This window comes from Mesorhizobium sp. 113-3-9 (assembly GCF_016756515.1).
In the GTDB taxonomy this organism is placed as follows: Bacteria; Pseudomonadota; Alphaproteobacteria; order Rhizobiales; family Rhizobiaceae; genus Mesorhizobium.
Genome location: NZ_AP023246.1, coordinates 7033378 through 7054771 on the forward strand (window position 1 = coordinate 7033378; position 21394 = coordinate 7054771).

Annotated in this window: 18 protein-coding genes and 3 pseudogenes; 6 read left to right on the forward strand and 15 right to left on the reverse strand. The window is 59.0% G+C overall.

Annotated elements, in window-relative coordinates; translation table 11 throughout:
• Positions 1-21: 21 nt before the first annotated feature.
• Positions 22-1248, forward strand: a complete 1227-nt coding sequence (locus MesoLj_RS33655) for an MFS transporter (protein ID WP_044549158.1) — start codon at positions 22-24, stop codon at positions 1246-1248.
• A gap of 521 nt (positions 1249-1769) precedes the next feature.
• On the opposite strand, the pseudogene MesoLj_RS33660 reads toward MesoLj_RS33655, so the two are convergent.
• Together MesoLj_RS33660 and MesoLj_RS33665 are read right to left on the reverse strand one after the other, a co-directional pair.
• A pseudogene (locus MesoLj_RS33660) lies at positions 1770-1876 on the reverse strand (nitrogen fixation protein NifQ); the annotation flags it as partial.
• A 120-nt stretch (positions 1877-1996) separates the two neighbouring features.
• Entirely contained in the window at positions 1997-2902 is a 906-nt protein-coding gene (locus MesoLj_RS33665; protein WP_010913836.1) for a LysR family transcriptional regulator, read from the reverse strand.
• Positions 2903-2945: 43 nt separating this feature from the next.
• On the opposite strand from MesoLj_RS33665, the gene MesoLj_RS36500 reads away from it, so the two are divergent.
• On the forward strand, positions 2946-3101 hold the full coding sequence (locus MesoLj_RS36500; protein ID WP_274609110.1) for a hypothetical protein: 156 nt from the start codon (positions 2946-2948) through the stop codon (positions 3099-3101).
• 35 nt (positions 3102-3136) lie between these two features.
• Here MesoLj_RS36500 and nolL read toward each other — a convergent pair whose 3' ends face one another.
• Positions 3137-4258 carry a nodulation factor fucose acetyltransferase NolL gene (gene nolL, locus MesoLj_RS33675; RefSeq protein WP_202324025.1) on the reverse strand — a complete coding sequence of 374 codons (1122 nt, stop codon included), beginning with the start codon at positions 4256-4258 and terminating at the stop codon, positions 3137-3139.
• Positions 4251-4766, reverse strand: a pseudogene (locus tag MesoLj_RS33680) (hypothetical protein); the annotation flags it as partial. The gene nolL and the pseudogene MesoLj_RS33680, both read right to left, overlap by 8 nt.
• Before the next feature lie 208 nt (positions 4767-4974).
• Here MesoLj_RS33680 and MesoLj_RS33685 point away from each other — a divergent pair.
• Positions 4975-5919: a LysR family transcriptional regulator gene (locus tag MesoLj_RS33685; protein ID WP_010913834.1), complete on the forward strand. Its 945-nt coding sequence runs from the start codon at positions 4975-4977 to the stop codon at positions 5917-5919.
• A 14-nt stretch (positions 5920-5933) separates the two neighbouring features.
• Here MesoLj_RS33685 and MesoLj_RS33690 read toward each other — a convergent pair whose 3' ends face one another.
• The 4 genes from MesoLj_RS33690 to nodB all read right to left on the reverse strand — a co-directional run bounded on the left by MesoLj_RS33690 (position 5934) and on the right by nodB (position 9460).
• Complete coding sequence (locus MesoLj_RS33690; protein ID WP_162034361.1) at positions 5934-6746, reverse strand: TIM barrel protein; 813 nt, start codon at positions 6744-6746, stop codon at positions 5934-5936.
• Positions 6747-7009: 263 nt separating this feature from the next.
• Positions 7010-7660, reverse strand: a complete 651-nt coding sequence (locus MesoLj_RS33695) for a LysE family translocator (RefSeq protein ID WP_010913832.1) — start codon at positions 7658-7660, stop codon at positions 7010-7012.
• Between the two features lie 27 nt (positions 7661-7687).
• Positions 7688-8311: an FMN-binding negative transcriptional regulator gene (locus MesoLj_RS33700; RefSeq protein ID WP_202296081.1), complete on the reverse strand. Its 624-nt coding sequence runs from the start codon at positions 8309-8311 to the stop codon at positions 7688-7690.
• Between the two features lie 489 nt (positions 8312-8800).
• On the reverse strand, positions 8801-9460 hold the full coding sequence (nodB, locus tag MesoLj_RS33705; RefSeq protein WP_010913829.1) for a chitooligosaccharide deacetylase NodB: 660 nt from the start codon (positions 9458-9460) through the stop codon (positions 8801-8803).
• Positions 9461-9789: 329 nt separating this feature from the next.
• On the opposite strand from nodB, the pseudogene MesoLj_RS33710 reads away from it, so the two are divergent.
• Positions 9790-9950: pseudogene (locus MesoLj_RS33710) on the forward strand (LysR family transcriptional regulator); the annotation flags it as partial.
• 22 nt (positions 9951-9972) lie between these two features.
• Here the strand turns inward: MesoLj_RS33710 and pdxR are convergent.
• Positions 9973-11442 carry a MocR-like pyridoxine biosynthesis transcription factor PdxR gene (gene pdxR, locus MesoLj_RS33715; protein ID WP_010913827.1) on the reverse strand — a complete coding sequence of 490 codons (1470 nt, stop codon included), beginning with the start codon at positions 11440-11442 and terminating at the stop codon, positions 9973-9975.
• Between the two features lie 318 nt (positions 11443-11760).
• On the opposite strand from pdxR, the gene MesoLj_RS33720 reads away from it, so the two are divergent.
• Positions 11761-11913, forward strand: a complete 153-nt coding sequence (locus MesoLj_RS33720; RefSeq protein ID WP_244730574.1) for a PLP-dependent transferase — start codon at positions 11761-11763, stop codon at positions 11911-11913.
• Positions 11914-12150, forward strand: a complete 237-nt coding sequence (locus tag MesoLj_RS36930; protein WP_244748460.1) for a DUF6398 domain-containing protein — start codon at positions 11914-11916, stop codon at positions 12148-12150.
• Between the two features lie 217 nt (positions 12151-12367).
• On the opposite strand, the gene MesoLj_RS33725 is transcribed toward MesoLj_RS36930, so the two are convergent.
• The 6 genes from MesoLj_RS33725 to ltrA all read right to left on the reverse strand — a co-directional run bounded on the left by MesoLj_RS33725 (position 12368) and on the right by ltrA (position 20884).
• Positions 12368-14389, reverse strand: coding sequence for a carbamoyltransferase family protein (locus MesoLj_RS33725; RefSeq protein WP_199201271.1), 2022 nt, complete (start codon positions 14387-14389; stop codon positions 12368-12370).
• A 303-nt stretch (positions 14390-14692) separates the two neighbouring features.
• A complete protein-coding gene (locus MesoLj_RS33730; protein WP_010913823.1) occupies positions 14693-15481 on the reverse strand; it encodes an ABC transporter permease in 789 nt (262 codons plus the stop codon).
• A gap of 3 nt (positions 15482-15484) precedes the next feature.
• Positions 15485-16453 carry a nodulation factor ABC transporter ATP-binding protein NodI gene (gene nodI, locus MesoLj_RS33735; protein WP_244420834.1) on the reverse strand — a complete coding sequence of 323 codons (969 nt, stop codon included), beginning with the start codon at positions 16451-16453 and terminating at the stop codon, positions 15485-15487.
• Between the two features lie 103 nt (positions 16454-16556).
• On the reverse strand, positions 16557-17831 hold the full coding sequence (gene nodC, locus MesoLj_RS33740) for a chitooligosaccharide synthase NodC (RefSeq protein WP_010913821.1): 1275 nt from the start codon (positions 17829-17831) through the stop codon (positions 16557-16559).
• Positions 17832-17958: 127 nt separating this feature from the next.
• Positions 17959-18552: a NodA family N-acyltransferase gene (locus tag MesoLj_RS33745; RefSeq protein ID WP_044549143.1), complete on the reverse strand. Its 594-nt coding sequence runs from the start codon at positions 18550-18552 to the stop codon at positions 17959-17961.
• Between the two features lie 853 nt (positions 18553-19405).
• On the reverse strand, positions 19406-20884 hold the full coding sequence (ltrA, locus tag MesoLj_RS33750; protein WP_202324029.1) for a group II intron reverse transcriptase/maturase: 1479 nt from the start codon (positions 20882-20884) through the stop codon (positions 19406-19408).
• Positions 20885-21394 lie beyond the last annotated feature (510 nt).

Here is a 21394-nt window from a genome sequence, read left to right on the forward strand (position 1 = left end):
TCCAAACTGGAGACCCTGTTGATGACCGAATCCGCTACGGGCTTCATGGACGGAGTTCTGCATGACCCAAAACAGCCAGATCAACGGTCTGGTCCCGCATGGGGTGCAGTCATTTCGCTTGCCTTAGGCACCTTTGGGCTTGTGACGGCAGAGTTTCTGCCTGCCAGCGTGCTGACGCCGCTCGCGCATGATCTCTCTATCACCGAGGGTGCAGTCGGACAGGCGCTGACAACGACCGCCATCGTGGGGGCGATCTCGGCGCCGACGATGGCCGTCATCACAAGGCCCCTGGACCGCAGGATCGTCATATGGGCGATGACGCTGCTGCTGATCCTGTCGAACGTTCTATCGGCCGTCGCGGGGTCGCTGCCGGTTCTCCTGGCCGCCCGCGTCGTGCTCGGCATAGCACTCGGAGGGTTCTGGTCGATTTCGGCAGCGCTGGCGATGCGGCTCGTTCCAAGTCACCTCCTGCGGCGCGCCATGTCGATCATCCTCACCGGCGTTACCTGCGCTACCGTTTGCGCGGCTCCAATCGGCGCCTATGTCGGCGATATCTGGGGATGGCGAACCGCCTTCATGATCGCTGCGGTCGTCGGCGCCGTTACGCTGGTAGTGCAACTCATAACCATTCCGAGGCTGCCTCCGATTGGAGTGGCCAGCTTCCGCAGTCTGCTGGATGTGGCCAAGAATCCGATGATCAAAGTCGCGATGTTGGTCGTCCTGCTGGTCGCTTCCGGGCACTTCGCCGGCTTCACCTATATCCGCGCCTTCCTTGAGAAGTTTCCCGCGCTTGATATCGAGACGATCTCGCTGGTGTTGCTCGTCTTTGGCATCGGCGGCTTCTTCGGCAATTTGGCCGGCGGATTCCTGGCCGAGCACAGCCTCAAGGCAGCCGCGGCCCTGCCTCCCCTGTTCATAGCGATGGCCACTGTCTCGCTGCTGACGCTGGGAGCATCGGCTTGGGCCACGGCGATTGCGGTTACAGTATGGGGCTTTGCCTTCGGCGCGGTGCCGGTGGGACTGCAGACATGGATGGTGCTGCACGCCGCTCCCGAGCAGGCCGAAAGCGCCGGTGGGCTGATGGCCGCAACGTTCCAGGTAGCCATCGCAGCGGGCGCGATTTTCGGCGGACTACTGATGGACAATGCCGGCGTCGCCAGTTCCCTTGCCTACAGCGCCGTTGCCTCGTTCCTCGGCGCCCTGACAGTGTTCTTGCTCGGCCCGAAGCGCGAACCTCAGACCACCTGACAGAGAGGCCATCAGTGCAGCGCGGGAAAGATGCAATCATCAGCCGCGCGGTGCGATCCTACGCACGATTTTTGGCGGTTGCAGGCCTCGTCTCCGGGTGATCGGACGCTGTTGTCCGGTCGATTTCGACCGGCGGGGGCGTTTCGAATGATGGTGCCGACGAGAGAACCTAAGAGTGCGGGACCGAACCGGACCGCCTCGTCCGTCGACCGCTCTGGCATGGCGACGCGGTCTATGCGGCTCTGTCTTGCGGCGAGCATCGGGCGGATCGCGCGCCTGATCTCTTACATGAAGCTCGGGGCCGAACATGCCCCGCAGCTTCTGATTCGGCCCGAAATAGAGGATCGTTCGGCGATATCGTAGTTGTATTCACCAACTGTGATCCAGCCGCGATTGAACGTCGACAGCCCCGCGCGACGGATTTCCAGCGGCGGAATCTCAAGCGCCGCCTGCCCTTGGTAAGGCGGCTTACCGGAATTCGGAAGGAGGACGAGACGAGTTATCTCACGCTCAGTATCCCCGCAATTCGGTGCGGCGCATGGCGAAAACCTTCAGCCTCGCATAGCTTGCGGTAAAAGTACTTCTTCCACTTCATGTTTTTGGTGATGCCGGCTGCCAGCATGGGGAAACACGTGGCACGCCGTCATGCAAAATCATCGAATGTGCGTCAGACCCAATTTTGCACGCCGGTTCGCACCCGTATGAGGCGCTGAGTAAATCTAGACTGAGACCAGGAGTGCCCGCGACTTCACATGCGGGATGCCTCCTGCAACATTATCTGCCGCATCCAGATGCTTGCCGGATCACTGTTGTGGAGGGTGGGCCATTGGACGGCCTCGGTGAACGTGGGTAGTGGCCGCGGAAGTTCGATGATCCGCAAGGGGAAGGTTTTTTTGAAATGCTGAACCAGCCGGAAGGGCATGGTCGCTATCCGAGCTGTGCCTGAGACCATCGGCGGGATCATGCTAAAGGCCTGTACGACGATCTCAACACGTCTCTTGAGACCATGCTCAAGCAAAAACTGTTCCTCGATGGATGGCATCTGGGCACCGCCGACCCTGAACGCAATGTGTTTCATCGACACGTATCTCTCGAATGTAAGCTGACGTGGCAACTGCTTGTTCGTGGGGCAGCCCACGCACACGAATGTCTCGTCGAACAGCGCCGCTCTTGGATGGGCGCTCGACATGAAAAATTCCGGAAGAATCACAAAATCGACGTCACCGCGCCGGAGAAGCTCATCGGGGTCGTTGTCGAGCGGCCGCAATTCGAAGCTGACGGCGGGTGCTTCGCGTGCAACCCGCTCCACGACCTTTTCAAAAAACACGAGTGTGGCGAAATCGGAAAGAATGATCCTGAAGCGGCGATCGGATTGAGCCGGATTAAACGGATCCCAAGAAATAATCGAGCATTGGATGTGCAAGAGTGCGCCACGAACAGCGGGGGCGAGTGTTTCCGCACGCGGGGTTAGAACGCGTTCGCGGCCGCTCATCGTAAACAGTTCATCGTTGAAATAGTTGCGCAGCCGGGCGACGGCCGCGCTCATGGCCGGCTGACTAAGGTTGATGCTGCTTGCCGCGGCCGTGAGGTTGCGCGCGGTCAGCAGTGCGTCGAGCACGACGAGAAGGTTCAGATCAAGGCCTTTGAAACGCATGCCTCATCTGTCCGTAACGTGGTTGTTTGTCATCGTGACCATTATGGGCGCTCGTTTACGGTCCCACTCAGAGGTGTTGTGTCCCGACCTGCCGCCCGCGCGCGTGGAGGACGTGCTCGTCGTAGTTATGGGGATAGCGCGGCCGACGAGCGAATGGCCGACCGGTACAACAGTCGATCGGATAGGTCCGGAGCTATGAAACATGTCGATTACAGATGCGAATTTTTCACGTGGCTAATTGATTACAGATTGAGATTTGAGCAGACTTGGGCGTGGCGGCGCTCCGACAACGATCCGCGACACATATCCGAGGTTGCGCGCAATACTGCGAATTGCCATCGCTATGACGACAATCGCCACTCCAAGCACAGTTGCGAAGGTGATTCTGGTCGTGAGATTCCAGACTTCTCCAAACTGTATCAAATCCATGAGGCGAAACACGGCACCCTGGACCAGGTAAAGCAGCAGCGTGCTCTGACCAAGCTGCACCGCGACAAAGCGAGCTACTCTAGTCGAATAGACAAGTCTCCAGCATTGGAACATAGACTGCATTGCTACCGCAGAAGCCGCCAAAGAGCCAGAGAACATCAGAAAAACTTGTTTAGCTGACTGTTCATCATGAATTAAAACGAGATTGTTGTAGGCATAAGTCTCCTTGCCCCACCCGAGGAAGCATATGAAAGCCGCTATCGAAAATAAGACAACAAAAATGGATTTGTGACGCCAGATGACGCCATTCTGCCATCCGATCGGCTGGGCAAACAGGAACCCTAAACAATAAAATGGGTAAGTGTACTTTAACAACGGGGTTATTGATAACGTGATGGGTGCGAATGCGACCGCAATTGCAGATGCGCTTATGATCCATATCGATAGACGGTTGAAAGTTGTAAGAACTCTAATCAGAATGAACGAAATAAATGCCGCCCATATGAACCAATAGGTTCCAATAACTTCCGTCGACAAATCCAACAATGTATCAGTTAAACTCTTCATGGGAAAAATAACTGCGGACTTTAACGTCCAAATCAACGTACACCAAAAAAGCATTGGCAGTAGTAGCTGCATTGCCCGCTCACCGACACCTTGGGTGAACGATTTTCGCAAAATTGCCCCAGAAGAAAGATATCCGCTTAGCGCCATAAAGAGAGGCATATGAAACATGTAGATCGACTTGAAATACGGCGACAGCCAGAAAGCGTCGGTGCCCTGGTAGATTAAATATTGTAACAAGTGCCCAATTATCACCAAAGTAATGAGTATGCCTTTGGCGAAATCGAAGCTTAGGTCTCGGTTGTTTGTCCCTGCTGGGCACGAGCCGCGTCCCTTCGCTCCGGCTCTTATGTTATCAAGCATCAGACTCCAGCCTATCTGTTGCAGTTGCTACTTGCCGTTTCTGGGCACGGCGAGCGCGGTGCAAAGGATCGAAAATCACGCCGATCGCGGCGTGGTATGGAGGGCCGATTGGCTGCAACCGAGCGGACAACATCCCAGTGCCTGATCGCAAACCTCGAGCGCATTGGCGGTCGCGATCATGTGTGGCGATGCGAACGCCCGGCACTATGGTCGTCTGGCCGTCTCTGCAAAACCTCTCAAGATGGTTTCGCAGCGGGTGCCGAACCATGCCAAAAGCGAATGGAATGCCACGCTGCTGCAGCACCGGACGCATGACGCGGATAGAACGACTCATTCCGAGTCTCTCAAGATCCGGATGCATCCTGTACGATCCGAGTTCGCCTACCAAGCAATCAACCTCGCCAACCGTGAAGAAATGGCGCAGCAGGTCCTAGTGAGCTGCTACGCCGTGCACATCAGAGCCGATTGCGCGAACCTTCGGCCCTGCACCGGCCCAGCTACAACCGCCTGAAAGCCCCTGTCGCCCATAGGCCTTTTGGAAGAAGGCGGAGAGTTCGACATGATCGGCTACTTACAAGTCATTTCCCAGCACACGCTGCAGAAGCAGTGGCGTGATCGGGCGCATGTCAAGTGCGGTCATCTATGCAGCGCCCTGGAAGTTTGGTAAAATCGATTGTTTAGATCGCGAGCATCCACGCTATGGATAAGTGAAAGCCATGCGCTTCAAGGGCCTTGATCTGAACCTTCTCGTCGTGCTCGACGCACTGCTGACCGAGCGGACCCTCACGGCGGCGGCAAGCAGCATCAACCTTAGTCAGCCGGCCATGAGCGCGGCCGTCGCCCGGCTGCGCGACTATTTCAACGATGAACTGTTTACGACGAGCGGCCGCGAACGTGTTCTAACCCCGCGTGCGGAAACACTCGCCCCCGCAGTTCGCAGCGCACTCTTGCAAATCCAGTGCTCGATTATCTCTTGGGATCCGTTTAATCCGGCTCAATCCGATCGCCGTTTCAGGATCATTCTTTCCGATTTCGCCACACTCGTGTTTTTTGAAAAGGTCGTGGAGCGGGTTGCACGCGAAGCACCCGCCGTCAGCTTCGAATTGTTGCCTATCGACGACGACCCCGATGAGCTTCTCCGGCGCGGTGACGTCGATTTTCTGATTTTTCCAGAATTGTTCATGTCAAGTGCCCATCCAAGAGCGGCGCTGTTCGACGAGACGCTCGTGTGCGTGGGCTGCTCCACGAACAAGCAGCTGCCACGGCAGCTTACATTCGAGAGATACATGTCGATGAGGCACGTTGCGGTCAAGTTCGGGCGGACGCTGAAGCCCTCCATCGAGGAACAGTTTTTTCTTGAGCATGGTCTCAAGAGACGTGTCGAGATCGTTGTGCAGGCCTTTAGCATGATCCCGCCGATGGTCTCAGGCACAGCTCGTATAGCGACCATGCCCTTCCGGCTGGTTCAGCATTTCAAAAAAACCTTCCCCCTGCGGATCATCGAACTTCCGCTGCCACTACCCACGTTCACCGAGGCCGTTCAATGGCCCGCCCTTCACAACAGTGATCCGGCAAGCATCTGGCTGCGAGAGATATTGCTACAGGAGGCGTCTCGAATGACTTCTCCGGGGGACGCCAAAAGGCGCCCCAGGCAGCCCTAATTTACTCCCGCGTCTCACGCCGGCACTCGCGTCAATAGCCCGTGTCGGAAGAGAGCGACGCTCGCGGCAAGTGCGCCTGCGAGGTCGTCCAGCGGGTGGGCTGCGTCGACAAACGGTGCGAATGAGAAGGGCCCCCCATAGCCGCCATCAAGCAGCGCCCGGATCTGGCTGCCATTGTCGGAACCGACCAGGACGCGATCCGGGTAAATCCAGTGGATCGGATCGTTCACGCTTGAAATGTGGACGAGACCGGTCAGCTCGGAGGAGAAGAACGTCTCCCCGGCAAGCGTGTGGTGGAACGTGTCGTGCACGAGGCGGAAGACGGATTGGCCATCAATGGCGGCAATGGCCTTAGCCGCTTCGTTCTTCGATCGAAGCGAGCAGGTCCGGAAGCCCAGCGGCTCGATGAGACCGATCAGACCGCGCGACTGGAGGATCGGCTTGAGCGCCTTCAAGGCGACGCGGAGATCGCCCCGGCGCTCGACATTGGCGGGCCAGGAGCCATCGTTGACCGGCACCAGCATGAGCGTCTTGGCTCCGCAGGCCGCTGCATAATCGGCGAGCTTGCTCGCCTCGGCCCTGCGGGCGGGGGTCCACTCATTGAAGCGCTGGAGGGCATTGACGGAAATAATCCCAACGCCTGTGTCGGCGGCCGCAGACCGGACGTCCGCCGCCGGCATGCCGCGTGCAATAGCATTGCTGCCCGGTTGGCTGCGGATCTGGACATCGGTTAGGCCCTGGTCGCGGGCAAAAGCGAAAAGTGCCCTGACGTCAAGTCCGGGCGTCGCCAAATAATCGAGTGCAAAGCGGGGCGATGCTTCGCGCATGGCTTGGCTTTCCTTCCATGAAACGGGCGTCATTCTCGGCTGACTGGCTTCTACCGTGCGTTGATTCGCGAGGTCCGAAATGATGGGCATGAGCGAGGCGAGGCAGTCGTACTCACGTTTCTCTCACGCTATGTTTTTCTCTCATTTATGAGCCGACGTTCACCCAAACGGCGGTGCCGCGCCTCCTGAGACATGGTTAAATAGGTGCAATGACCGAACTCGCTCGCAGCCATCCAACTGCTTCCGCAAGGTACCCGCCAAAGTCAGGCAGCAGGGTGTTTCGCCAGAGCGAGGCCGACGCCCAGCGCGATCATCGCGCCACCTGACGCCTCCCTCAGGCGGCGGATCAACCCGGGACGCGCTGCCGCGCCGTCTTGAATGCCGCTGGCCACGACGGCAACCACGATGTCGGCGAGCGTGTTGAGCGCAATGGACACGGAGCCAAGCACCACGAATTGCAGAGCTACGAGCCCTGCGCTCGGATTCACGAACTGCGGAATGAAGGCGAGGAAAAAGACTGCCGTCTTCGGGTTGAGCGCCTCGACCAGTACCCCTTCACGAAACGCCCGCCGGGGTCCGACTGGACCCACTGCGGCGCCGTCATCGCCGCCAGTCGCTCCCTTGAGGCGGGCGGCTTGAAAGGTGCGAAAGCCGAGCCAGACGAGGTAGACCGCGCCGAACAGCTTTAATGCGGAGAACAGTTCCGAGCTCTCGAGCACGATCGCGGAAACACCTAAGCTTGCGGCGAGGACGTGGATCATGCCCCCCAACCCCGTGCCGAAGCTGGAAGCGATACCTTCCCGACGACCACCGGCGAGCGTGCGCGCGGCAACGTAGAAGATGCCCGGACCGGGGGTGATGGCGAGCACGGAGGCCGCGGCGAGGTACAGGGCGAGTGGGGTCAGTTCTGGCATGATGGTCGATTCCGACGAAGTTCATGATTATTTTGGGATGAGAGCGGCGACGTCGCGGTCAGATGCCCGCTCGCTCACCGCAAGGCCCGCCGCCACGCCAGCGCGGTCGGCCGCGTTCCGGTTCTGGCTCATTTTGCGCTTGCCCTCCAGCCTCGTGATTGGCATGCGCAGGCCGACGATTCCGCGGAGTTGCGCCTGTATAAAATCCGGCGGCGCGTCCGACACCGCCCAAGGCGAGGCGCGCTCGCCCTCGTGGTGGTCGGTCAGCCGATTCACGACGTCCAGCAATCTTCCCGCATCCTCGAAGAACTCGACCGGGCCATAGGCGTGGACGGCGACGTAATTCCAGGTCGGGACGACCTTCCCGGTTTCCCGCTTGGTCGCATACCATGCCGGCGTCACGTAAGCGTCCGGCCCCATGAAGATGGCTAAGCCGTCGCCCAGCGGCGGAACACGGCACTGGGGATTGGCCTTCGCCAGGTGCCCGTAGATCACGCCGTGCTCGCCCTCGCTCTCGTCAAGGAAGAGGGGCAGTGGCGTTGCGAGCGGCCCTTCCGCCGTGACGGTAACGAAGTTCGCCAGCAGCGCCGCGCGAATGGTCGCGCGCAGGCATTCCTTGTCGTCGTCGCGGAAAGCGGGAGGGATGTACATCGCGAAACTCCTTGCGTTACCAAGTCAGGTATCGGCAAGCTGGCCTATTGGAAACAGCCAGTCAGAAGCTATTGAGGTAGTCCAGTTGGTGAAAGATGGCATCGCGCACCGGATCAGGGCACCGGAATCCCCGGTGCCGGTCACGGTATGCGAATTGCTTGCCAAACCTTTTGGACGCAGCCAGCGATCCCGCTTGGTCGCTATGTGAGCCTGCGGCAAGCCCAATGAAATTGATCCAACGCAAAGTGAACCATACATGCAAACAATCGTCGAAAAGTGAACCTACCGGCGATGCTAGGCATGCCGAGAGCCTGCGCGGGTTTTCACTGTAGCAGGTGACAACACTACCCTTAGCCAACCGGTCGGAGCCGACCAGTTTGTCCGATGTCGACGAAGTGCTTGTTCGCAGGGCGCAAACGGCCTGTAAGCCTTCATAAGCGAGACCACACAGGTACTGGCTGGGAAAGCAGGTCCGTGGGATCTCGCATTTCAGTGATGTTCTGGAAGCGAGCGAATTTCATATCCGCAGGCATCTAATGCAGGAATCAGATTGGACAGCGCCATAACGGTCTGGTTGCGCAGACTGGCTTGAGTGCTCCGTGTCGACTCGTCGGGAGGGCATCCGTCGTGCAAGAGCACGATTGCGCCGGGGCGTACCGAGGCGAGCACTGCATCGACGATCGCGTCGGTGCCGGGGCGCGACCAGTCTCTTGGGTCGATCGACCAATGAAGGGCCGCCAGCCCCGCGATCTCTGAGGCAGTGAACACTTCTTCGCTCCAGGCGCCGTATGGCGCGCGAATGTAGCGGATCGAGGCCTGCGGGCATGCCAGCATGATGGCCTGGTTCGCCTCAAATACTTCACGTTGCACTTCGCCCAAACCGCATTTGGACAGGTCCGGATGAGACATCGTGTGGTTGCCTACCTCATGCCCTTCTGCGATCATTCGCTGGATGAGTTCCGGATGCTCTGCGGCGTAAGCACCAATGACGAAGAATGTCGCTGGCACCCGATTTTGCGCCAGCACATCGAGTATCTGTGGTGTGAAACATGGATTGGGACCGTCGTCAAACGTCAGATAAACGCTTCGACGCCCGGTGCCGTCAGCGCATTCACTCTGCACCTTCCATCTGTCATCGAGACGTCTCATAGCTGCGAACCCTTGCGGTCAATTGTTGTACCGGTCGGCCATTCGCAATCGGCATAACCCCGATCCTTGAGGTAGGGGCCTACGCTATCGGGGGGAGCTTGTCGCGAAGAGCCGACGCGATGCAGCTTGCGCCGATCACCGATGTACCTGGTCGAAAAGGGGATCGGCTCGCTTGATGTTCGGCGCAGACCAGGAGGGACACACCAGAAAATGCTCCTCGGAGCCAACGCACGCATCGACAATCTCCTTAGGGCTGCATCCTTGAATTCTTCCTATGGGACGTTCTGTACAATCGGCAAAATCGATTGTTTCGATGACAAGCATCCACGTTGCGGATAGATGAGACAAAGGCTTGGATCGCGTGCAACCTCACGGCGGCGGCAGCAGCATCAACCTTAGTCAGCCGGCCATGAGCGCGGCCGTCGCCCGGCCGCGCGACTATTTCAACGATGAACTGTTTACGATGAGCGGCCGCGAATGCGTTCTAACCCGCGTGCGGAACCGTCAGCGTCTCAGAGTCGAGCGACGACGTCGCGCAGCATCTCGACGCCTTTTTCGATCTGCCGGATGCTCAGGGCGGAATAGCCCATGACAAGCCCGACGCGGTCGGCTTCGCCTGCTCCCGACTGCCGATGATAAAGCGGCGAAATCGGGTGCAGACCCAGACCCGCGTATTGGGCAGCTTCGACCAACGCCGTTTCACGCGATCGCGGCAGGTCGTTGAACCATATGACGACGTGCAGTCCAGCCTCTGCCCCCTGGACGGCGATCCGACCTTGAAAACTCCGCTTCAGGGCGGTCAGCAATGCCTCCCGGCGCTCGCCGTTGATGCGGCGCACGCGGCGCACATGGCTTTCATAGCCACCGCTCTCGATCAGAGAGGCCAATGACTCCTGCCCCGCCATCGGAGAATGCCGGTCGGCAAGCTGCTTGGCGGTTTCGAAAACCTGCAGGAATTCCGCCGGGACGACGAGATAACCGATCCGCAGCATCGGCGAGAGCGTCTTGGAGATGGTGCCGAGGTAGATGACGGCCCCATGATCCTCGAGGCTATGCAGCGGGGGAACGGGGCTGATATCGTAGCGATATTCGCTGTCGTAGTCGTCCTCGATGACATAGGCGCCCTGCTCCCGCGCCCATTCCAGAAGCTGATGCCGCCGCGGGATCGGCATGACGCCGCCGAGCGGAAACTGATGCGAGGGCGTCACATAGGCCAGCCGGGCCGCGACCCCCGCCAGTTGCTCCGTTTGCATGCCGTGATCGTCAACCTCGACAGGAACGGGCGTGGCACCTGTACTGGCAAAGACCTGGCGCGCCATCCTGTAGCAGGGGTCCTCGATGACGAAGCTGTCCCCGGGGTCGAGCAGCAGGCGCGCGCAGAGATCGAGGCCCTGCTGCGAACCATTGACGATGACGATCTGCTCGGGGTCGCAGCGCACAGTACGGGCGCGCCAGAGATAGCCCTGAAGCGCTTGGCGGAGCCGGCTCGAACCGCACGGATCGTCATAGGCGAGCCGTGCCGGCCGCTGCGCCATCGCCGCGTTCATCGCGCGCTTCCAAACCGATGCGGGGAAATCTGAGGGCGCCAGGACGCCATATCGGAAATCAACCTTCAGCGTGTTCGGCAGGTAATCCGGCCAGCGCGGAGTACCACGCAGCCGTTCGCCATAGCTTGACAAGTGAACCGGGCCGAACCGTTTTGGGGGATTGGCGGTCAGCTCATGTCCCAGCAGTGAGGATGCGACACGAGGGCGCGCGCCTTGACGGATGTCGATGAAACCTTCCGCGGCCAGCTGCTCGTAGGCGACGGTGACGGTCGTTCGCGAGACGCCAAGTTCCTCGGCGAGACCACGGGAGGACGGCAGCTGGCTTCCGGTGCCGTAAACGCCTCTGAGGATCTGCTCGCGAAGCGCTTCGTAGATCTGGCGCGCGCCCATGCCATGCGAGCGGGTTGAAGCACCGGGACCTGGAGACTGGACCATTTCTTTTCCTGCCAACTGGACATTCCATATCAACCAGTTTGCAGCCACTCCTTCCGAAAGCCAAGGCACGTCTGAAGCCGATGCCCGAGACCGCAATCCAAGACCGGAAAGTGGCACATCTGCGAACGATGCCAAATTCGGCTTCGCTACCCTCGCGATCCATCACGGCTACGATCCGGCTGGTTTTCCCAATGCCGGTCAACCACGCGTCTTCCTGAGCTCGACCTACGATCGAAAGTGTTGCGGCGAATGAGGCCGCCGCCTTGGCGGCGCAATCCTCGGCGCCGCGGAAGCCTCCACACGCTGTACGAAACGGGCTTGCGCTACATCACCGGCGCGGCGCTCTCGACCATGTCCTCCCTCCTGGTTCTGCGCGGGCTGAAAAGGACTCTCGCGCTTCGCATGGAATGGCACAGCACCACGGCGCTTGCGATCGCGCAGGTGCGCGACGGGCATTCGGCCGTGGGTTAGGTGAGCTCCCCTTCTTCGACTCGCATCCCGATCAGGCGATTGCCCGAAAGGAGATGTCGGGCATCGCCAACGAGGGGGCCGAAGGGTCAAGGCGCGCTAAGACATGATCGTCGCCTCACCAATGCATTTTGCCAAAAGCATCTCAACGACGAATATGCCGGCTTGGCGCGCCGTAGGGCCGCCGCCTTATCCCGCGAGCGGCGCAGCCCGCTCGCACGTCCCGTCCGCTATGCGTAACACCAGGCTGATGCCGGAGACATAGGCAGTCACCGAACCGGGTCCGCCGTCGAGAAACGACGAATTGGTGCTGTCTTGAGCCACCGGCAAGCAAATCCATTACTGATCCTCGACTGCCATAGGCGTTATGCATGCTCGCAGCCTGGGCACAGTCATATGAAGATGCTTGGACAGAACGGTGTTTCGGCAACTGTTATCTGTCGTCCAGCTTTTGGCATCAGTTTTGATGGACGCGAGCAGCTTGCGAGGGACGCATCCGAACGCGGCGCTGCTCCCACAACCGTCGCAGTTCTCCTGTGAGAGCCTCGCGCTGGGCCTGATCCAGCGTAATTGTATCGAGGAGATCCGCGAGCACGGCTTCGCCCTCGATTCGCGTCAGCAGATCGAACAATTCAGGTGAAATACGCACACCGTCACGGCTGGAGTGATCCGTTCGGATTTCGCAGATGGTCTCCTGGCGATCCAGCGCCGTGTGAGCGCGGACCTTATACAGGGATACATAAGGCGGCAATGAAACCGCTAGCGCAGTCCAATCCTCCAGCGTTGCGGCCCGTTTTTTGACGAGGAACGGCCCGACCACAAGTCCATCCAACCCTGTCGTCAGGAACGTGGCAATCGAGTCTGCAACTGAATCCACGATCGGCTCGGCATTGTTGTTAAAGGACGTGTTGAGCAGAATTGGGATGCCAGTGCGCTGCTTGAAGGCATTGATGACGTCCCAGTAGGCCGGACTGGCCTTGCGCGATACTGTTTGCAGCCGAGCCGTACCGTCGACGTGCGTGATGGCGCCGAGCAAACCACGCTTGGAGTCGCGCACACGAACCACGAAATTCATGAAGGGAAATTCGCACGCACTGCCTGGGAGGTCGAAAAATTCGCGCGCATCCTCCTCCAGCACTGATGGGGCGAACGGGCGATACCCTTCCCGCTTCTTGACCATGGCGTTGATCCGGTCCTTGTTTGTGGCGGGCCTGGGGTCGGCAAGAATGCTGCGATTTCCGAGCGCGCGCGGCCCGAACTCCGAACGACCTTGCACCCAGCCGATCACGGCGCCACCGGCCATCCACTCGGCTGCCCTATCCGCCACCTCCTCAGTGCGTTCAAACTCCAGGTGCCCCGCCCATGCCTTTAGTTCCTCTTCCACAGCATGATCGCTCGCGAGATCCGGCCCCCAATAAACCTCCTGCAATCGCGCACGCGGCGCGGGGCGGCCCAACTCACCAGACACGATTAATGCAGCGCCCAATGCGCAGCCAGCGTCATGCGACGCGGGCTGCACGAAGATGTCTTCGAAAAGGCCTGAATAGAGCAGCTTGCCGTTCATGGAGCAATTGTGCGCAACGCCACCGGCCAGGCACAGCCGCGTCATCCCCGTGGCCTCACGATGATGCCGAAGAATGTGAAACACGATGCGTTCGAGTGCTTCCTGTAGCGACGCACTCACATCTTTGTGCTGCTGAGTGAATGGCATTCCCTTTTGCCGGACCTGAATGGTGCGAAGCAAAGTCGGACCGATGCGGTCCAGGTGGACGCGATACTCGCCGTTTGCAGACAGTTCATAGAACTGCTCGAAAAGCTCGCGATAGGGAACGGGATCGCCGTAGGGGGCAAGCCCCATTACCTTATATTCATCGAACAAGCCGTAGCCGAGATACCGGATCACCTCGAGATAAAATAGCCCAAGGGAATTGTTCTCTGGGAAAGTCGCGAGTTGCGAAATTTCAGCACCAGATCCTACCGCCACAAGACCCGACTGGAAATCACCAGAGCCATCAATCGCGAAAATCAGACTTTGCTCGAAGCCCGACATTGCAAAAGCACTCACGGCGTGCGCCTGATGATGACTTACGAATGAGATACGCGAAGGGTCGAGCTCGCTACCGAACTCCTGCGCCAACAGCTGCTGCACCAAAAATTTGGCATCCAACGGAATGGAGGCGTCGGGCTCGGAAGCAAGCATGTTTTCGAGCATGGCGTTGCAATAGGCTTCGGTAGCGTAGTACGCCACATGATCGATTTCGCTGAGCTGAACCCCAGCGGCTGAAAGGCAGTATTGAACCGAACTGATTGGGAGCTTGTTGGAGTGTTTGATCCGATTGAGGCGCTCCTCTTCTACGGCCGCGATGACCTGTCCGTCTCGGACGAGCACCGCAGCGCCATCGTGCATGAATGTATTCGCAATCTGGAATCGGTTTTCATAGACTTTGTCTAATCCGCCGCTCAATCCTAGACACAGCATCTCGCTCTCCGTTTATCGTACAGGAAGACTGAATTGGCCTGTCTCAAGGCCGTTTGATCAAAAACACAGGCTGCGTTGTCGTTCGCCGCCGCGAACGCCAGTCAGACATCACCAACCTCAAAGAAATTCTCTTACGCCTGGATCAACATGAGATCCTGTGATCGAGGTCCCGGGCGTTCCATAACGTTGAGAGATTGAGTGGATGCCACGAAGACCCTGGGTTGGATGCCGATTTGCATTGGCGATGTCGTTTTTATTTGCAGCACGAAGTCCGTAGCGCATTGTTTATCTCACTCTCTTTCGTCAGCGCATTAGTCGGCGGCGCAACAGCGCCATCGAGAGGAAGAATGGCAACAGCGCGTACAGGCCGAGCACACCGACGTGCAGGGCGATGCCGCTGATCGGGCGATCAAGCATAACCGGACGAATGAGGTCGATCGCATGTGACAGCGGCATGCATCGCGCTATCTGCTGAAAGGCGCCAGGCAGCTGGTTCAATGGGAAAACGGCGCCCGACAGGAACAGCATAGGTGTGAGGACAAGCGTCTGGTAAAACACGAAGTAATCGTAGCTGGGCGAAAGTGCGGTGACGATCATCGCGAGGCTCGCAAATACGCACCCTGTCAGAGCAATGATTGGCAGCGCATAGAGGACGGACGGCCAGGCGGCATAGCCCAAGGTTGCGGTGACGATGGTAATAGCCGTACCGGCCATGAAGGCCTTGGTGGCTGCCCACGCCAGTTCACCCAGAACGATGTCGCCGAGGGTAACGTGCGTATACAGCATGGCTTCCCATGTGCGTTGAGAATGCATGCGAGCGAAAGCCGCGTACAATGTTTCCAGGGTAGAGGCGGTCATCGCACTTACCGCGACCATGCCGGCCGCCAAAAAGGCGATATACGACGCACCGTCGACGCGGCCGACCATTATGCCGAGGCCGGTGCCTAGGCCGAAAAGGTAGATCATAGGATCGGCGAGGTTACCGAGAAGCGACACGAGTGCGACTTTCTTCCATGCCAGATAGTTGCGTCGCCATACCGCAACCCAGTTCCACGCATTGGCCGGCAGCGCCGCCGCAAAACCTTCAATCATCGCTCACTCCTCCATCTCGCGCCCGGTCAGCCGCAAGAAAACATCCTCGAGATTGGCTGGACGCAGAAGAAGACGCAGACCTGCTCGCCCCTGCAGTTGCGTGCGCACCTGGTCAGGGTCTGGCGCATAGCAATAAAGGGTTTCGCCGCTGACCTCGATGCGCTGGGAATGTGGCTTGACCAGCGAAAGCAACTCGTGCGGATCGCCGCCATAAATCTCCATGACCTGGCATCCGATATGCTCGTCGATCAGCGCCTGCGGGCCGCCTTCGGCGATGTTGCGGCCCTTTTCGAGCACGCACAGCCGATCGCATAATCGCTCAGCCTCTTCCATGAAATGCGTCGTCAGGATAATCGTCTTGCCGCGTGCCAACAGGGCGCGCAGCCGCTCCCAGATCAGGTGGCGCGCGTGCGGATCGAGGCCGGTGGTCGGCTCGTCCATCACAATGAGCTGGGGGTCGTTGATCAACGCCCGCGCCATTGTCAGGCATCGCTTCATGCCGCCGGACAGTTCCGAGACGCGCGCATCCGCCTTGCGCTCGAGGCGAGCGAACTCGAGAAGCGACGGGATGACCGCTTCGCTCTGACGTGTGCTCATGCCGAAGTAGCGTCCGAACACCAGCAGGTTCTCGCGTACGGTGAATTCCTGGTCAAGATTGTCGAATTGCGGGACCACGCCAATGCCCCTGCGTGCCAGCCGAGCGCGCGCCGGCACCGGGACGCCAAGCACCGTGATCGTGCCCGCGTCAGGGCATGTCATGCCGAGGAGCATACGCGCAATCGTGCTTTTGCCCGCCCCGTTTGGTCCGAGGAGGCCGAAACACTCTCCCGACGCAACGGAGAACGACAGTTCGTCGACAACGATCTTGTTCCCATACGACTTGGTTACGCCGGCAAAATCGACTGCCACGGTTGACGCAGAGTCAGGCACGGAGCTTTTCGCGCTTGTTTGCCCGTGAGACTCCCGTTCGATCGCAGGAGTCTCGAGCCGCCGCAAATCCTCTGGGCCCAACTTACGCTTCAACACTTGATGTTTCTGGTCCTGGCTCAAAACTCTTCTACCTGCGATCAAGTAACTATTGCTGTTCGCTGTAAGCGGCGTCAGATCCCACCAGGTTTGGCTTTGGAAGGGCGTCGCCGGTGTCTTGCACATTGGCCGCAGAGCTTCGCGACAACCAATCGCTGTTGCTTAATGTACACAGCGCGTATGCTTTCAAGGGGAGCAAGAGAAAGATGTTGATGAGTGTGTGGAGCGAGAACCCGAGAAATCGAAGTTGGCGCGCACGAAACGCTGCCACGCTGCAGCGAACTATAGTCATGGCTGCAATCATCAGGCATGCCGTCCAAGGCACAGTACCTGTCGTTACGAATTGCGCGAGCCCCGCCAGAATCGACAAAGAGAGCAATAATGGGCCAATATTCTGGCCAATCACGTCCAATGTGAGATAAATATTAAGGCCGCGCAGCAGTTGGAACGCCAGCAACGTGTCACGGAAAGTGCTCCGGGCCCAGCGAAGCTGTTGGCGCAGATAGGGACCCATGCTGTTGGGAACGACTGTTGCCGCGACGGCCTCCGGGACATACTCTGTTCGAAAGCCTGCTTTCAGCATCAGGATCGTAAGGTGGCGGTCCTCGCCGAAGTCGCTCGGCTTCCCTCGAAAGCGCTGCGTCTCGTACTGATCCAGCAGCGAAACAAGCGCGGATCGCCGGTACATGGCACACGGACCGCAGCAACACATGACGGCACCGAACCGAGCCTGCGCTGCCCGCTCTTCGTTGCAGGCGAGCCAGTATTCCATGTCGATCAACCGCGTCAGCCAAGTTTCACTGCGATTGCTAGCCGCCAACTGGCCCATGGCGGCGCCGACCGCTTGATCTTGCATCTTTAGCGCAAGCCTGGTGATGACGTCCGGGGCGAGTATCGTGTCCGAATCTACATTCAGCACCAAATCTCCGCACGAGCGGCGAATGGCGGCAATCTGCGCCTTGCGCTTTCCGACATTCTTTGGGAGCGCAACGAAGTTGAACCTCGGGTCGCCCGCGTATTCCTCGTGTACACCCACGAGGGCATCGCGGTTTGCAGAACCGTCATCAACAACATAGACCTGCAGTTTGCCGGCGTAGTCCTGACTTGCAATGGAAGCCAGGCAGTCCGAGAGGGTGCGAGGCGCCTCGTTGTAGCACGGGATAATGACATCGACGCTCGGCCAAGGCTCACCGCTGGGCGGGTCGCCCGAGGTCGGCGGTACGTTTGTAGGCAGGGTATAAAAGACCTGCGCGGTTTTATAGACGGTCGACAGCAGCGCGTAAGAGCAGATGGCAACAGTACTGGCTGAGGCAAATAGGTTCATGAGATGTCAGATTTTTCAGTGAATTTGAGGGAAGCGGGCGGATAGTAAAACCGCGGCCAATGCTGGAATCAGCTCGATCAACGCCATGGGGGCGGGTCGCGCTGACTGACGTCGTAGCGGGTGTCCTTCATAGCTCTGGACCGTTCCGATCGATCAAAGTGCCGGCCGGCCACTCGCTCATTGAGCGTCCAATTGGGAGCACCAGGACGAGTACGTTGTCGTCGACTCGCGTGGGAGGCAGATCGAGGTACACGTCCGGGTGGGTTGAACGCACGCGAACGCCCGACAAAATGTTCGCCAAGCCTTTGCGGCAGAACCTCGAAACATGGTTCCGGAGCGCGGGCCGCACCGAGCCGAACGCGAATGGAACGCCAAGCTGCTGCAGCACCGGATACATCACGCTGATCGAATGGGCGATTCCTAGCCCCTCAAGATCCGGACGCACCCCGTATAGACCGAGTTCAGCGACAAGCAGATCATCGTCGCCAACTTTGATGTATCGGCGCAGCAGGCCCAAGTGAGCCGCTACCCCGTGCACATCACGGCCGATTACGCGGAGCTCCGGCCTTGCACCGGCCCAACTTCGACCGCCTGCGAATTGCTTCCCATTAAAGGCTCCGGTCGGCTCATAGGTCTTCCGGAAGAACTCAGAGAGTTCGAGGTGATCGGGAAGCTGCAACTCATTTTCCCAGCATAACCTCCACTGCACGTCAGGGCGCATGCGAAGACTTCCTCTTTTTCGGGTTCTTTTGTGCACCTCACGCGGTAGAGCAATGGCGGTGCATGTCATGGGTCTATGAACGGCCCTCCCGGATTGGTAAAATTGATTGTTTAGATCGCGAGCATCCACGCTATGGATGTTAAAACCATGCCTTTCAAAGCCTGATCTGAACCTTCTGGTCGTGCTCGATTGGCCCGATAAGCGGCGGCACCGATGGCAGCTGTCGGTGACACAACCTGATTCAAGAGCGGCCGCCAGCGCGTGGCTGCGCCCGTGCCGAAGCAGCGATCAAGTGGAGGACGGCCCGACTGTTAGGCGTCAGCAAACGCGGCGACCGTTGGCGCACGCGATGATGCATGGCGATCGCGCAGCTCTGGATCGCCGGCGGCAAACAGGTTCCGCGAAGCTCTATCGCGCTCGCCAACAGGAATCGTCTGGTCAATGCTTTCGAGTGTTGCCAGTCAACCGGACTGTCGGTGAAAGCACCTGGAGAGCGGGAAGGAGGGCGCGCCCGGATGGCGCTACTTCGAACGAATTGTTTGAGGTTTTGGCCGACTGGAACACACAGCTTGAGCAGCTGAAGCCTGAAGTGCGCGAAGGAGCTGGCCCCTAAGTCTTCATTCCGTGCGAGGGATCAAAAATCGCCGCACACAGAAAGGCAGCCTAAGGAGCGTCAGCACTTGCGCCGGCCGAAGGGCCGGGACGCGGGACTGACTGCAACGACGAGATCGGTTAAAAGGGCAGCCGTAGGAGTGTCAGCATAGCGCCGGCCGCAGGACGATCGCGGTAGGGACGCTCATTGCTGAGCGCCCCCCGCACAGATCCGTACGTGCAGAATTCCCGCATACGGCTCCTACCTTGGGTATTTGACGGCGAAGCGGATTGCCGGCCAGGGATGCAGGATTCTTGGTTTCGGAAGCCATTTCGCTGCGAGCTTTTCCACTCGGGACGTCGACGTCGTGTCCATCTGGCCACGGTGTCTCAGAGCCAACTTCCAGAGGAAGATGACATGCTCCCGAAATGCCTGAAGTGATCGCAGGTTGGCGGGCACCGCGTGATACTCATAGTATCCACGGACGACCTGCCTGAGCCATTTCGCTTGTTCGCGAATTGGCTGGTTTCTCAACCATCGCAGCCGGTCCTTGATCTCCCGGAGCTTCGCCCTCATACGGTCGCGGCGGGACTTCCGCAGAAGCATGAAGTCTCCCCGCAGTGATTTGCCGCAGATATGGGTAAAGCCGAGAAAGTCGAAGGTTTCCGGTTTTCCAAGACCACGTTCCCGTCGGCGACTGGCCGCGTAGCGGCCAAACATTAACAGGCGCGTTTTCTCAGGGTGCAATGACAGAGAGAACTTCTCCAACCGTTCTCGCATCTCGATCTGGAACCGGTGTGCGTCAGCTTCTCGTTCGAAGCCCACCACGATATCGTCCGCGTAGCGCACGATGATCATGTTGCCCGTGGCTGACCGCTGTCGCCAGCGGTTAGCCCAAAGGTCGAAGACGTAATGCAGGTAGAGGTTCGCGAGCAGTGGCGAAGCCACCGATCCCTGACCCGTTCCCTGTTCAGACGTCGTGACGATCCCTTCTTCCAGAACGCCCGCCTTCAGCCACTTCTGGATGAGACGGATGATACGCTGGTCGCCGATCCGATGGCTCAGGAACCTGACCAGCCATTCCTGACTGACCCGGTCGAAGAACTGCTGGATATCGGCGTCCAGTATGAAGTTCACCTTTCGCTTTTCGATCCCGACCGCGAGCGCGTCCAGCGCATCGTGCTGGCCGCGTCCGGGCCGGAACCCATACGAGAACCCGAGGAAGTCTTCCTCGTAGATCGCGTTGAGCACCGTGACCGTCGCTCTTTGGACAATTTTATCCTCAAGGGCGGCGATTGCGAGCGGGCGTTGGCGTCCGTCCGGCTTTGGTATGTATTGCCGCCGTGCGGGGCTTGCCCGGTATGCACCTCTTTGGAGCCTATCGCGCAGATTCTCGATCAGGTGATCAAGGTCCGCTTCGTAGGCTCGCCATGTCAGCCCGTCGACGCCGGGGGCTGCATCACGCCGTAAAGCGTAGAATGCCGTCCTCAACGTTTCGAGATTGAGATGGTGAAAGAGGCTGGTGAACCTCTCCTGCTTCCTAAGTCTTGCGACTTGCCGTATGCGTTCCAGCGCATGTGACACGCTTTCCCGGTCCTGTGCCCGGCGCGTGGTTTGCTGATCCGCATTTCCCTTGGTCGTTGCCCTTGGCTCCACTGACTCCGCAGCCGGTTCCCCGGCCTTGTTCGTCAGCTTCATAGCTACTACGGCAACGTCTGACTTCTCACGATCGTTCATCATCGGCTCATGCTTTCGCTTTCCCGATACGGACCAAGGAAGGTGATACCGCCTTGGTCAATCGTGAGATCTCCCGGTTCCCGAACAAGGAATTTCCGCACATGCCAGGTTCTACGACCACGCCGAGTTGGTCGGGCACTCGCAATAACGCGCCCTACCATGTTGCCTTCCGGAGCATCCACGCCGTCGGCACTCGAGATTAGGTCCCTTACGCGGCTCAATGGCTGGCCTATGCTTTCTCCTACCGACGCTTCACCGACGACCTCGCGGGCGTCGGCGCACGGCTCGGAGCCAATGTGGATTGCTACTCCTTCACTGAAATGGACTTTCACCATTCTATTCCTTGCCGGTTTCTCCGGCGCTCGGACACGGGACCGACGGCCCCCGACGAGGAGTGCCGCTTTCCCGGCTAGGGATCGTCACCTACCTGGGCCGAAACACCTTTGAGGTTCGGTGGCGGCAGCCGTAGAGCCCGTCCCGCATAGGGAGCCATGCAAAATAAGGACTTCGCTT

Bases quoted from the DNA above. Each gene is read 5' to 3' on its own strand.
- MesoLj_RS33655 (WP_044549158.1), top strand. From the start codon at position 22: ATGACCGAATCCGCTACGGGCTTCATGGACGGAGTTCTGCATGACCCA.
- MesoLj_RS33665 (WP_010913836.1), bottom strand. From the start codon at position 2,902: ATGCGTTTCAAAGGCCTTGATCTGAACCTTCTCGTCGTGCTCGACGCA.
- MesoLj_RS36500 (WP_274609110.1), top strand. From the start codon at position 2,946: ATGGGCGCTCGTTTACGGTCCCACTCAGAGGTGTTGTGTCCCGACCTG.
- nolL (WP_202324025.1), bottom strand. From the start codon at position 4,258: ATGCTTGATAACATAAGAGCCGGAGCGAAGGGACGCGGCTCGTGCCCA.
- MesoLj_RS33685 (WP_010913834.1), top strand. From the start codon at position 4,975: ATGCGCTTCAAGGGCCTTGATCTGAACCTTCTCGTCGTGCTCGACGCA.
- MesoLj_RS33690 (WP_162034361.1), bottom strand. From the start codon at position 6,746: ATGCGCGAAGCATCGCCCCGCTTTGCACTCGATTATTTGGCGACGCCC.
- MesoLj_RS33695 (WP_010913832.1), bottom strand. From the start codon at position 7,660: ATGCCAGAACTGACCCCACTCGCCCTGTACCTCGCCGCGGCCTCCGTG.
- MesoLj_RS33700 (WP_202296081.1), bottom strand. From the start codon at position 8,311: ATGTACATCCCTCCCGCTTTCCGCGACGACGACAAGGAATGCCTGCGC.
- nodB (WP_010913829.1), bottom strand. From the start codon at position 9,460: ATGAGACGTCTCGATGACAGATGGAAGGTGCAGAGTGAATGCGCTGAC.
- pdxR (WP_010913827.1), bottom strand. From the start codon at position 11,442: ATGGTCCAGTCTCCAGGTCCCGGTGCTTCAACCCGCTCGCATGGCATG.
- MesoLj_RS33725 (WP_199201271.1), bottom strand. From the start codon at position 14,389: ATGCTGTGTCTAGGATTGAGCGGCGGATTAGACAAAGTCTATGAAAAC.
- MesoLj_RS33730 (WP_010913823.1), bottom strand. From the start codon at position 15,481: ATGATTGAAGGTTTTGCGGCGGCGCTGCCGGCCAATGCGTGGAACTGG.
- nodC (WP_010913821.1), bottom strand. From the start codon at position 17,831: ATGAACCTATTTGCCTCAGCCAGTACTGTTGCCATCTGCTCTTACGCG.
- MesoLj_RS33745 (WP_044549143.1), bottom strand. From the start codon at position 18,552: ATGCGCCCTGACGTGCAGTGGAGGTTATGCTGGGAAAATGAGTTGCAG.
- ltrA (WP_202324029.1), bottom strand. From the start codon at position 20,884: ATGATGAACGATCGTGAGAAGTCAGACGTTGCCGTAGTAGCTATGAAG.